The following is a 12,071-nucleotide window of genomic DNA, read 5'->3' on the forward strand; positions in this document are numbered from 1 at the left end:
AAGTCGGCGGCGTCTTGTTATGGCGGCGTCGTCTTCGACGGATAGAAGGTCTATGGTGCCGCTACGGCAGGCGACTGCCGGCGGTCATCGCGGGGAGGCGTAAATCGCACCCTCGTAGCTCAATCAACGACAAGGAGGACGACATGCAGATCAATCGTACAGGTTCGGCTCAGTGGTCTGGTGGTTTGAAGGATGGCAAGGGCCAGATTTCGACCCAGAGCGGCGCGCTCAACAACTATCCTTACGGTTTCGCCAGCCGTTTCGAAGGTGTCCCCGGCACCAACCCTGAAGAGCTGATCGGCGCTGCTCATGCCGGCTGCTTCACGATGGCACTGTCGCTGATCCTCAATGAGGCAGGTTTCACCGCCGAAAACATGGAAACCACGGCCAAGGTCACGCTCGAAAGCGTCGAAGGCGGCTTTGCAATCACCGCAATCCACCTGACATTGAAGGGCAAGGTACCCGGTGCCGACGAGGCGACCTTTACCGAACTTGCCAACAAGGCAAAGGCCGGTTGCCCGGTTTCAAAGGCGCTGGCATCCGTTCCGATTTCCCTGGAAGTTCACGCCATCTAAGCGGCTGCTTCAGGATTTCTCGCCGCGCTTGCCCGCTGGCTGGCGCGGCGTTTTTCGTCTACATTCCTCATCAGAGCATTGGGCTTTCATGTCCACTGAAATGCAATGCTCAAGGGGAGGGGCGAATGTTTGGAATTCTTCAGATTCATGTCGTCGTCAGCTTGATTGCCATCGTCAGCGGCATCGTCGTCGCCTATGGGTTCCTGACGGCGGACCGCCACGATCGATCGACGCTCGTTTACATGCTGACCACCGCTCTCACGAGCATAACGGGTTTTCTGTTCCCGTTTCACGGCGTCACGCCGGCGATCATCGTCGGTATCCTCTGTCTGGTCATCTTCGTTCCAACGGCGCTGGCGCGCTACAGCTTTCACCTTGCCGGCATCTGGCGCTCCGTTTTCGTCGTCGGCGCGCTCGTGCTGTTGTTCTTCAACTGTCTCGTGCTGGTCATCCAGTCGTTCCAGAAGATAACGGCGCTCAACGCATTGGCGCCGAATGGCAACGAGCCGCCGATATTGGCGGCGCAGGTGGCGTTGCTGGTGGTCACTCTGCTCGTCGGCTACTTTAGCGTCCGCAGGTTTCATCCCACGCTCATGAGAGCGTGAGCGGGCGACGTTTGCCGCTGCGACAAAATGCCGGATACTTTCGTCGCGTTCCGCAAGGAGCGTTGTTGATCGTTTAACTCTTGTTTCAAGTTGTTCGGCGCAATCTCCATTTATTCAATAGCATCCCAAAACCGCCTGCGGTTGCAGACGGGTTTGTTGACATCGGCACTCTGATAGATTACGAGTGACGAAAATTGAAATTCGTCACTCGTAATCTATCAGGCTTTGCTCATGCTCGATCTTCCCGATATCAGCGCCGACCCTGCGCGTCAGGAAAACATCACGCGCATCCTCGATGCCGCTGAAAAGCTCTTTCGCCATTATGGGTACAGCAAGACCAATGTGGCCGATATCGCCCGCGATCTCGGCATGTCGACGGCCAATATCTATCGCTTTTTCGGCTCCAAGGTCGAAATCCATCAGGCTCTGTGCGGGCGCATGCTCGAGCAGAGCTACCAGATGGCGCTTGCGATCCGTCATCAGCCGATGAGCGCCGCCGATCGGCTGCGGGCTTATACGATGGGCCAATACAGATTGACCGTGGAGACCATGCTCGATGAGCAGAAGGTTCACGAAATGGTCGTCATCGCCATCGAGCGCGATTGGCATGTCATCGAAAAATTCATCGACCGGATCCAGACGGTAACGGGCGAAATCATCGCCGAAGGGATCGCTGCGGGCGAATTTGTCGAGCAGGACCCGCATATCGCGGCCATGTGCTACGGCGCGGCGACCGTCAATCTCTGTCATCCGCAGATGGTGGCGCAGTGCCTCAACAAGACGAATGAGGCCAGACCCGAAGATATCGTCGAATTCGCCATCAGGGCCCTGAAGAAATAGCAGCCTGCGCACCGGATGGCCGGTGCATGCCAGTTTTTGTTCGCATAGGAGAGCGACATGGTTTCGCTGACGACCACTACCATACGGAACGTTGCCGGCGCTGCGGCTTTTGCCGCATTTGCGCTGACGCTCTCCGGCTGCAACGAGAAGAAAGAAGAGGCGGCGGAGGTGATCCGGCCGGTCAAGGTGGTCGAGATTGCCCAGGCCGACACCACACGCAAGCTGGACTATTCAGGCGCCGTTCGTGCCCGTACCGAGATGAACCTCGGTTTCCGCGTCAACGGCAAGATCGTCGAGCGCAAGGTCGATATCGGCGAGAGCGTGAAGCCCGGCGATGTGCTTGCCCGCATGGACGCGACGGACTACACGCTTTCGGTGCGCCGCTCGCAGGCGGATCTGGATGCGGCACAAAAACAGGTGCAGACGGCCGAACTCGCCCGCACCCGCGCCCAGACACTCTTCGACAAGAACGTCACCTCCAAATCGCAGCTGGAACAGGCCGAACTCACCTATGAGCAGGCGGTTTCGACACGCGATTCAGCAGCCTCGGCCTTGACCGAAGCCAAGAACCAGGTAGCCTATACCGACCTGACCTCGGATATGAACGGCATCGTCACGACGATCAACGCCGATGTCGGGCAGGTGGTCAGTTCCGGCACACCCGTCATCACCGTTGCGGTCGATGGCGAAAAGGAAGTTCAGGTCGCCGTGCCGGAAATGGACATTGCGCAATTCAAGGTCGGCAAGGACGTCAAGGCACGCTTCTGGTCGGACTCGGCTCTCGTGCTTGACGGAAAGGTCCGTGAAGTCTCCGGCAGTGCCGATCAGTCGCGCACCTTCGCCGTGCGTGTCAGCGTCCCCAACGATCCGCGCGTGCTCCTCGGCATGACCGCCACGATCGAGGCACTCGCCGACAACACGCAGCCTTTCGTGTCCATTCCGCTGAGCGCGCTGGCGCAGAAGGATGGCAAGCAGGTCGTCTGGCTCGTCGATCGCAACGCCGGCACGGTTCATTCCCGGGCCATCAAGGTTGCCGATTTCGCCGATGACGGTGTTCGCGTTGCCGATGGCCTGAAAGCCGGTGATGTCGTCGTAGCCGCCGGCACGCAGTTCATGACCGAGAACATGAAGGTCAAGGTTCCGGCAACAGGCGCCCAGCAGGCCTCCGCAGACACCACCGCCGCTTCGGCGGATATCGTACGCTGACCCCGGATCGAGAGGGACGACATCATGTCCATCAACAGCACCTCCGACGAGAGGAAGCGTTTCAACCTGTCGCGTTGGGCGATCGCCCATCCCAGCATCGCGCGTTTCCTGTTCGGCTTGATCATCATCGCCGGCGCGCTCGGTCTGACCCATATGGGCCAGAAGGAAGACCCGGATTTCACCTTCCGCGTCATGGTCGTGCAGACCGTGTGGCCCGGCGCTTCCCTGCAGGATATGGAAGACCAGGTGGTCAACAAGATCGAGCGCAAGCTGCAGGAAACGCCGCATCTCGATTGGGTCAAGTCCTACACCCGCGCCGGCTTTGCCATCACCACGGTACAGATCAAGGGTGACACCAACACCGCCGAGGTCAAGGACGCCTTCTACCAGATCCGCAAGAAGGTGGGCGACATCAGCAACGAGCTGCCGTCCGGTCTGCTCGGGCCCTATTTCAACGATGAATTCGGCGATACCTTCATCACGCTGCATTCGATCAGCGGCGATGGCTACAGCTATCCCGAGCTGAAGAAATTCGCCATCCAGGCCCGTGACATGCTGCTCTCGACGCCCGGCGTCGAGAAGGCGACCATCATCGGCGACCAGGCGGAACAGATCTATATCGACGTCTCGTCCAAGGTCTTGGCCGAACGCGGATTGACGCTGAACGACCTGAAGAACGCCATCGTCGGCCAGAACAATGTCGATCCGGCCGGCAATGTGGACACAAGCACGCGTTCGGTTCGCATTTCGGTCGAGGGCGATGTCAACAAGATCGAGGATATCAAGAACCTGCGCCTGACCGCCGGCGGTCAGGTGACGCGGCTTGGCGATATCGCCACCGTAACGGCTGGTCTGCAGGATCCTTATACGGCCAAATTCCTCTATAACGGTCATCCAAGCGTGCAGCTCGGCGTCGTCATGGCTCCAGGCTTCAAGGTGACGGATGTCGGCAAATCGGTTGAGGAAACCTACAAGCGCTTCGAGACCTCGCTGCCGGTCGGCGTTCAGGTCGATCAGATCGCCAATCAGCCCGACGTTGTCACGGATGCGATTAGCGAATTCATGCATGCGCTGGGCGAAGCCCTGGTCATCGTGCTGATCGTCTCGTTCCTTTCGATCGGCTGGCGTTCGGGTCTGGTGATCGCGATCGCCATTCCGCTGGTGCTCGCCGCTACCTTTGCCATCATGTATGAATTCGGGATCGACCTGCAGCGCATTTCGCTCGGCGCTCTCATCATCGCGCTCGGCTTGCTGGTCGACGATGCCATGATCGTGGTTGAGCTCATGGAGCGCAAGCTCGAGGAAGGGCTGGTCAAGCTCGATGCCGCAAGCTTTGCCTATTCTTCGACCGCATTCCCGATGCTGACCGGCACGTTGATCACGACAGCCGGCTTCATTCCCGTCGGCTTTGCAGCATCGACCGCGGGCGAATATGTCCGCACGCTCTTCTATGTCGTCGGTATCGCGCTTGTCGTCTCCTGGTTCGTGGCCGTCTATTTCACACCATGGCTCGGCTACATGATCCTCAAGCAGCGGCATCATGCCGGCGAGCATCACGATGTGTTCGACACGCGCTTCTATCGCCGTCTGCACTCTTCCGTTGCCTGGGCGGTGCGCCATCGCGTCATCGTCCTGCTTCTGACGCTTGCCGCTTTCGTCGGCAGCCTCTGGTCGTTCCAGTTCATTCCGCAGAACTTCTTCCCTCAGTCGTCGCGTCCGGAAATTCTCGTCGACCTGTGGCTGCCTGAAGGCACCAGTATCAAGGAAGTCGAACGGCAGGCGCAGGCTCTGGAAGCCCGCATGGCTGACGACCCGGACAAGCGTTTCATCGCCACCTATGTCGGCCAGGGCGCCCCGCGCTTCTTCCTGCCGCTCGATCAGCAGCTGACAAACCCGAACTATGCCCAGATGCTGGTCATGGCGAAGGACGAGCCGGCTCGCGAACGGCTGATCACCAAGATGCGTGGCATCCTGGCTAACGATTTCCCGGAAGTCCGTGGCAAGGTCGACCGCCTGTTCCTCGGTCCGCCGACCGGCTGGCCCGTGCAGCTGCGTGTGATGGGTCCGGATCGTCAGGAGGTTCGTCATATTGCCGACGAGGTGAAGCAGCGCTTTGCCCAGAATCCGTTGCTTGGCGCCATCCATGACGACTGGCTCGAGCCAGTGCCCGCCATGAAGCTGGTGATCGATCAGGATCGCGCCCGCGCTCTCGGCGTTACCTCGCAACGCATCCGCCAGATGCTGCAGGCCTCGATGTCCGGTGTCACGCTCGACAACTACCGTGAGGGCGAAGAAACGGTCGGCATTGTTGCCCGCGAGCCGGAGGCAAGCCGTCATCTGCTGACATCGGTGAACTCGGTCTATATTCCGACGGATAGCGGTGGGTTCGTGCCTCTGTCGCAGGTCGCCAAGGTCGTGCCCGTCATGGAGCAGAGCATCGAATGGCGCCGTGACCGTCTGCCGACGATCTCCGTGCGGGCCACGCTGCCCGACAATGTGCAGTCGAACGACGTGACGGCCAAGCTCTACAATGACATGGCGGATCTTCGAAACAGCCTGCCTGCCGGCTACAAGATCGAAATCCAGGGCGGTGCCGAAGACAGCGCCGAGAGCCAAGCCTCGATCGCCGCCAAGGCGCCGATCATGCTCGTCATCATCGTCGTCCTCCTGATGGCGCAGCTGCAGCACTTCGGCAAGGCGATGCTGGTGCTCGCTACCGGTCCGCTCGGCATCATCGGTGCTGCCGGAGCCCTGCTGATCAGCGGTGCGCCCTTCGGCTTCGTTGCCATCCTCGGCGTCATCGCGTTGCTTGGCATCATCATCCGCAACTCGATCATTCTTGTGGACCAGATCGATCAGGATATTGCCGCGGGCATGGACCGCAAGGAAGCGATCATCGGCTCGGCCGTGCGTCGTTTCCGGCCGATCATGTTGACGGCGCTGACCGCCGTTCTGGCGCTGATCCCGATCTCGCGCGGCGTCTTCTGGGGTCCGCTTGCCTATGCCATGATGGGCGGCATTCTGGTCGCGACCGTACTGACGATCTTCGTTCTACCCGCCGGCTACGCCCTGTTCTTCGGTCGCGAGCCGAAGAGCAAATCGGCGGAGCCGCCGAAGACGCAGGAGGTGGACGAGGATAACAACACGATCCAGCTACCACCTCCAGCCGTGGCTGCCGAGTAAGTGCTGACAGAACAAACCCCGGCTTCAAGCCGGGGTTTTCGTTTGGTGGTCGAGGACGAAAAATCTAACTCAGGATCATCTGCTTGCCATCAGCGATCTTGAGAATGGTCAAGGTCCCGCCCATGGAAACGCCGGTATCGATGCCGATGCGGCCATGGCCGAAAACGGGGTCATCGCCTGGTGTATGGCCATGGATGACCAAAAGCGGCAATTGCGGACCATCCGACAAGAATGGCTCGCGGATCCACATCAGGTCCTCATCGGTCTGATCCGCGAGGGGGATGCCCGGACGGATGCCGGCATGGGCGAAGAGGAGCGAGCCCATGGTGACGGCGCCAGCCAGAGATCGCAGAAGATCCACATGGGCCGGCGGCATTGCCTCTAGCGTGAGGTCGCGAAGCCCCTCAATGCTCTGACCTTCTGCCAATAGCTCTTTCGCGTCGATGCCATAAGACGCCAGTGTCGGCAGGGCACCGAAATCCAGCCAATGGCGATTGGCTTCGGGATCATCGAGGAAACGCAGGAAGACATCGTCGTGATTGCCGCAGAGTGCGTAGCGATCGAACCCTTCCGGCGCCGGTGCGCATAGCTGCGAGAGAACATCGCTGGAGTGTGGGCCGCGATCGACATAATCGCCAAGGAACATCAGGAGCTTGCGACCGGGAAGGGTGCTGGCATCCTCGACGATGCGTTTTTGTGCCTCCATCATGGCATTGTAACAGCCATGAATGTCGCTCAGCGCATAGATCGCCCTGTAATCCCGTCCAGTAAGATCGATGCGGTCGCGTTGCTGCTGCATGAATCGGATGCTTCCTCACCGTCGCACCGACGATGCCACGGTGACCTAATTGTTTGAAATCATATTGGTAAACCCGTAGCGCACGGGCTCTGGAGGCGACGGTAGACCAAGCTGGCAGCGCGAGCAAGGCGGCTGGCGGAAACTTCGGTCTTGTCGGCGAAAGGCCATTGCCATGACATGCCGAAGGCTGCCTGCGTGATCGGCGAAGCAGCCTTCGGTCGTGTGCGTTGATCAGCCCTTGTAGGCGGCATCCAGCGCGGCGATATCGAGCTTTACCATGTTCATCATGGCGTGCATCACGCGGGCCGCCTTGGCCGTATCGGGATCGGCAATGTATTTTGCGAGTACGGTCGGGACGATCTGCCAGGAAATGCCGTAGCGATCCTTGAGCCAGCCGCATTGAACGGCCTCGCCGCCACCGTGGATCAGCCCTTCCCACAGCCGATCGACTTCGGCCTGGTCATTACAATCCACCTCCAGCGAAATCCCATGGTTGAATTCGACGCCCGTGTCGCCATTGAGCGCCATGAAGCGCTGGCCGCAAATTGTGAAGGTGACCACCAGAACCTGATCAGGCGCGCCGGACGGCGTCTCGACGATGTTTTTCTGCACATGGTCGATCCGCGAATCCGGAAAGACCGAGACGTAGAATTTCGCGGCTTCCTCGGCCTCGCGTGCAAACCACAGGCATGGGGCAATCTTGGACATTGGGTGCTCCTCTCTCGCGTTGGATGCCCATAGGACGAAGCAGGAGAGCCGATGCCGACACCGGAGTGAAAATATTATTGCTGAAATTCCCGGAGGCGGCCTTAACCGTCCGTCGCCAGCCTCTCGGCGAATTCGATCGCCTCGATCAGGCTGCGCTCATTGGCGATGCCCTTGCCGGCAATATCGAAGGCGGTGCCGTGATCGACCGAGGTGCGCACGATCGGCAGGCCGAGGGTGATGTTGACGCCGGACAGATCCATCCATTTGCCCGTCGCCGGATCGATCTCGAAACCCAGCAACTTCACAGGGATATGTCCCTGATCGTGATACATGGCGATGACGGCGTCATACTGGCCGGCGCGCAGCTTGACGAACACGGTGTCGCCGGGAACCGGGCCGACGACATCGTACCCATCGGAGACTGCCTTGGCGATGGTGGGCGCGGAGATATCGATATCCTGCCGACCGAAGAGGCCGCCTTCGCCGGCATGCGGGTTCAGCGCCGCGACGGCGATCTTCGGGCTGGCGATGCCGAGATTCCTCAGCGCCTTGTGGGTGAGATCGATGACAAGCCGCAGCCGTTCCGGGGTCAGGCGCTTCGGCACATCCTCCAGCGCGACATGGGTGGTGACGTGGCTGACACGCATATTGCCATGGGCCAGCATCATGACCGAGCCGCGCGCGCCGGTGAGTTCGGCCAGCAGCTCGGTGTGGCCGGCGTAATGGAAGCCGGCCTTGTTCAGCGCTTCCTTGTTGAGCGGTGCGGTGACGATGCCGTCGACCTTGCCCGATTGCGCGAGCTGGACACCCTTTTCGATGGCCTTGAAGGCCATGCGGCCGCCATCGGCGGAAAGCCGGCCGGGCAGGATCGGTTCACCCTCGGCATCGGCCTGGATGAAGCAGAGGTTCGGCCAGTCGTCCTCCATCTGCACCTCGGGGATTTCGATATCGAGGCCGAGCTGCCTTTCGGCGAGCCGCAGGGCTGGGCCGCTGCCGAGGATCGTTAGTTTCAGCTTACCTTCGTTGAGCCGATCCTTGAGGCGGGCTGCGGCCTTGACGATGATTTCCGGGCCGATGCCGGCGGGATCGCCCATGGTGATTGCGAGATGCCGCGTCATGGTTCTTCTCCTCCGGCAATCAGTCCGTTTTCACTCAAGAGGTCGCGCCACAGCGTCGGGCCGCCGAAGGCGCCCGATTTGGAGATGACCGTCGTGCCTTGCCAGGGGCCGCCGACGATCGTCGAGCGCGGCAGGCCGGGTGCCGCCTGGCCGGTGATGCTGAGGGCCGATACGTCCAGCGCCGAGCAGAGATTGCGCAGCGTCTCGCCGCCGGCGACGATCAATGTGCCCGGTGCCGGCAGCTCCCTGGCCATGGCGCCGAAACTCGCCGCGATCCGCCTTGCGGCATCGTCGCGCTCCAGCCCTTCCGGCAGGTCGAGGCTGACCATGGCGATGCCGCTTTGCTGGATCTGGTGATCGACGACATCGGCATCGACGCCTTCCGCAAGCTTCAGCCAGTTAGGGCCGCAGGCTTGGAGTTGAGCCAGAGTGATGGGCTGATCCGAGCCGAACAGGCCGAGCACCGGCCTTTGTAGTTTGCGCGAGATCGGGACAGCCGGCGCTGGGTGGCGTTCTCCAGCGCTCTTTTGCACGCGGGGCAGATGATGCGTTGCCCGGTCGATATTGCGCGCCAGCGCGCGGGCGAGGCCGCCCGTGCCGCTCCAGAGGACTGGTCCCTCCAGCTCAGACGATACCCATGCGATGATCGCATCCAGATCGTCGTCCGTGTGCGCGTCGAAGACATGGATGCCGTCGGGAATATCGGCCGTTCCGGTGCTGTCGAGCGTCGTGTTGAAGGCCGGCAATCCCTCGGCGCTCAGATGGGCGACGAGATCGCCGCTGACATCGCGCCAGGCATCCTTGCCGGCATAAAGCACCTGCCGTCCGCCCCTTGTATGCCGCCCGTGATGCGGAAAGGCCGGCGCGAGGATGCAGTGCCGCCAGTGGCTGAGCCGGAAGCAGGCTGCGAGCTCCACCGCCCAGGGGCCGCGAAACAGGCTGTCCACCTTCTTGAAGGCGAGATCGGCACCCTCAAGCAAGGGCGCAATGCCGGCGACGATGGCTTCGGCTTCGATCGCCGTCTTCTCGCGGGTGCCACTATCGATCGCAAGGCAATCCGGCAGGCTCCTGGAAAGCGCGTCGCTGCGCTCCACGTCGATCGGCCCGTAGACACCGACGAATTCGACGGCGGTATCGAGCGCGCCGGTCAAGTCGTCGGCAATGAGGCGGAGGGTGGGCATGAACTTAAGGAGCCTTCGCGGCCTTGCGGGGGTATGGAATGTGGATGAAAGCCAAGGCCTTGCGGCGGCTTGAGCGAAGCGCAATCTTCAGCCTTCCATGAAGGATGTCAACGGGTTGCTTTGTCACCGAGGCATTGATCGCGGCTGCGACGTCTGCCCGCGTTTACCCACTGGCGCATATGCGGATATGCTTGTAAGTGAACGGCGCGGCGGATCGCTTCGGTCGCATCAAGGAGAGCAGGGTGAGCTACGATTTCCATGTGGGCCAGAAGGTCGTCTGCATCGACGACAAATTCAAGCATGTCAGCATCGATCAGCTGATCCGCAAGGGCACGATCTACACCATCCGCTGGGTCGGCGAATACACGCATTATGTCGACGGCACTTTCATCGGCGTCAAGCTGGAGGAGATCCATCGCGGCAATGACGACGGGCCGGAAGGCTATGGCGCCGCCGACATGCCCTATCGCGCCAGCCGCTTCCGCCCGCTGGTGAAGGACAAGATCGCCACGCTGAGAAAACTGCTCGCGCCGACGCCGGATGCGCCTGTCGAGCCGAAGGTGAAGACGAAGAAAAAGGAAGAGGTCTGACGGCAGGCGGCATCGAAACCTGCCGCCTTTCTGGGATCAGCCCTGCCGCGCCCGCGCCAACCCGTGTTCGATCAGCCGACTGATGAGGTCCGGATAGGAAATGCCCGAGGCATCCATGGCCTTCGGATACATGCTGATATTGGTGAAGCCGGGCATGGTGTTGATCTCGTTGATGACGACGCTCTGATCCGGCCGCACAAAGAAATCGACGCGCGCCAGCCCCTCGCATCCGAGCGCCCGAAAACCCTCCGCCGCCATGCGCTTCAACACGTTTGCCGTCTCAGCCGGAATATCCGCCGGCACGGTGACGACGGCGCCGTTCTGGTCGAGATATTTCGCCTCGTAGGAATAGAAGCCGTGGGTTGCCGCCGTGGCGATCTCGCCCGGCACGGAGACGAAGAGCGTTCCATCCGGCTGTTCCAGCACGGCATATTCGATCTCGCGGGCACGCACGAATTCTTCCACCAGCACCTTGCGGTCATGCCGGAAAGCTTCGGCAAGCGCTGTCTCGAAGGAGGCGGCATCCTGCACCTTGCTGACCCCGACCGACGAGCCCTGGCGGGTGGGTTTTACGAAGACGGGTGAGCCGAGCGTGGCCGCGATCTCATCGAAATCAGGCTTGTCGCCGCGCACAAGCGTCACGGAGCGAGCCACCGGCAGGCCGGCCTCGCGCAGCAGGCGCTTTGCCATGTCCTTGTCGATCGCATTGGCCGAGCCGAGAATGCCGCAGCCGACGAGGGGCAGGCCGACGATCTGGGCGAGACCCTGAATGGAGCCATCCTCGCCGTTCAGCCCATGCAGCACCGGAAACAGCACATCCATCGCCGGCAGCGCGCGTGCGCTCGAGCCTTCCAGCGCCAGAAGCCGCCCCTTGCCGCCCGGCACGAGGCAGACTTCCGTGCCCTCATAGGCAATCGGCTCCGGCAGCACGCCACCCTTTTCCTCCACTAGCAGCCAGCGCCCGGCGCGATCGATCAGGATCGGCACGATCTCATATCGCCCGCCATCGATCGCCCTCACGACATTGCGGGCCGACATGACGGAAACCTCATGCTCGCTGGACTGACCGCCAAACAGAACGGCGACGCGGAGTTTTGACATGAGGGCTGCTCTCCCGGGCAAGAAGGGTGTGATGGGAAAAGGGTTTAAACGGGGGATTGCAGCGGAATTGGGAAGGGGTGACCGCAGCGGCTTTTCGCGCTGAATAGAGCTTTAATATTGTATTTGATGTCTGGGTACGCACCCGACTTGGAGTCGCGCTGTTTG

Annotated in this window: 11 protein-coding genes; 6 read left to right on the top strand and 5 right to left on the bottom strand. The window is 61.0% G+C overall.

Annotated features, from left to right (window positions below; translation table 11 throughout):
- The first annotated feature begins 143 nt into the window (after positions 1-143).
- The 5 genes from HGP17_RS21750 (at position 144) to HGP17_RS21770 (ending at position 6,409) form a co-directional block, all read left to right on the top strand.
- Positions 144-575, top strand: a complete 432-nt coding sequence (locus HGP17_RS21750) for an OsmC family protein (RefSeq protein WP_168812546.1) — start codon at positions 144-146, stop codon at positions 573-575.
- A 125-nt stretch (positions 576-700) separates the two neighbouring features.
- Entirely contained in the window at positions 701-1,180 is a 480-nt protein-coding gene (locus HGP17_RS21755; RefSeq protein WP_168812547.1) for a hypothetical protein, read from the top strand.
- 231 nt (positions 1,181-1,411) lie between these two features.
- Positions 1,412-2,020 carry a TetR family transcriptional regulator gene (locus HGP17_RS21760; RefSeq protein WP_168812548.1) on the top strand — a complete coding sequence of 203 codons (609 nt, stop codon included), beginning with the start codon at positions 1,412-1,414 and terminating at the stop codon, positions 2,018-2,020.
- 57 nt (positions 2,021-2,077) lie between these two features.
- Positions 2,078-3,226 (top strand): efflux RND transporter periplasmic adaptor subunit, encoded by a 1,149-nt coding sequence (locus tag HGP17_RS21765; RefSeq protein WP_168812549.1) that lies wholly within the window; start codon positions 2,078-2,080, stop codon positions 3,224-3,226.
- A gap of 24 nt (positions 3,227-3,250) precedes the next feature.
- Complete coding sequence (locus HGP17_RS21770) at positions 3,251-6,409, top strand: efflux RND transporter permease subunit (protein WP_168812550.1); 3,159 nt, start codon at positions 3,251-3,253, stop codon at positions 6,407-6,409.
- Between the two features lie 64 nt (positions 6,410-6,473).
- Here the strand turns inward: HGP17_RS21770 and HGP17_RS21775 are convergent, their stop codons facing one another.
- From HGP17_RS21775 to HGP17_RS21790, 4 genes are all read right to left on the bottom strand, one after another.
- A complete protein-coding gene (locus HGP17_RS21775; RefSeq protein WP_168812551.1) occupies positions 6,474-7,208 on the bottom strand; it encodes a metallophosphoesterase family protein in 735 nt (244 codons plus the stop codon).
- Between the two features lie 231 nt (positions 7,209-7,439).
- Entirely contained in the window at positions 7,440-7,916 is a 477-nt protein-coding gene (locus HGP17_RS21780; RefSeq protein ID WP_168812552.1) for a VOC family protein, read from the bottom strand.
- A gap of 101 nt (positions 7,917-8,017) precedes the next feature.
- The gene (gene pdxA, locus HGP17_RS21785) at positions 8,018-9,034 is read right to left on the bottom strand and encodes a 4-hydroxythreonine-4-phosphate dehydrogenase PdxA (RefSeq protein WP_168812553.1); all 1,017 of its coding nucleotides are present in this window, start codon (positions 9,032-9,034) and stop codon (positions 8,018-8,020) included.
- Positions 9,031-10,215 carry a four-carbon acid sugar kinase family protein gene (locus HGP17_RS21790; protein WP_168812554.1) on the bottom strand — a complete coding sequence of 395 codons (1,185 nt, stop codon included), beginning with the start codon at positions 10,213-10,215 and terminating at the stop codon, positions 9,031-9,033. Before HGP17_RS21790 ends, pdxA begins: the two co-directional genes overlap by 4 nt.
- A gap of 242 nt (positions 10,216-10,457) precedes the next feature.
- Here HGP17_RS21790 and HGP17_RS21795 point away from each other — a divergent pair, with 242 nt between their 5' ends.
- Positions 10,458-10,805, top strand: a complete 348-nt coding sequence (locus HGP17_RS21795; RefSeq protein ID WP_168812555.1) for a CAP-Gly domain protein — start codon at positions 10,458-10,460, stop codon at positions 10,803-10,805.
- 36 nt (positions 10,806-10,841) lie between these two features.
- Here the strand turns inward: HGP17_RS21795 and HGP17_RS21800 are convergent, their stop codons facing one another.
- A complete protein-coding gene (locus tag HGP17_RS21800) occupies positions 10,842-11,906 on the bottom strand; it encodes a D-alanine--D-alanine ligase family protein (RefSeq protein WP_168812556.1) in 1,065 nt (354 codons plus the stop codon).
- Between the last annotated feature and the right edge of the window lie 165 nt (positions 11,907-12,071).

The organism is Rhizobium sp. P38BS-XIX (assembly GCF_012641435.1).
Taxonomy (GTDB): domain Bacteria; phylum Pseudomonadota; class Alphaproteobacteria; order Rhizobiales; family Rhizobiaceae; genus Rhizobium.